Annotated in this window: 1 pseudogene; it reads right to left on the bottom strand. The window is 67.9% G+C overall.

Annotated features, from left to right (window positions below):
- A pseudogene (locus KVT37_RS32875) lies at positions 1-237 on the bottom strand (CoA ester lyase); the annotation flags it as partial.

Raw genomic sequence — 237 nt, 5'->3', positions numbered from 1 at the left:
GTTGGCCAGCGCGATTTGTGAAGGGTGGATTGCCCATTGGCCCTCGATGCCGAGGGCCGCGGCGCGCCGGGCGGCCGCCTTGTGGCCTTCCGGATCGGAGAAATCGCCGAACGGCCCGTCGATGGCCCGCAAGCCATAGGCGGGGCAGGCAACGGTCCTGCGCCCAAAAGCGAAATCCCATTGATCGCCGGGGAAAACGGGGATGTGCCCGCCGAGGTGGTCGGTCGGCCCCTTGTT

It is taken from the genome of Mesorhizobium sp. GbtcB19 (assembly GCF_019091085.1).
In the GTDB taxonomy this organism is placed as follows: Bacteria; Pseudomonadota; Alphaproteobacteria; order Rhizobiales; family Rhizobiaceae; genus Mesorhizobium.
Note: the sequence above shows the minus strand (reverse complement) of the source record. Positions and strands in the feature narration are given on the sequence as shown.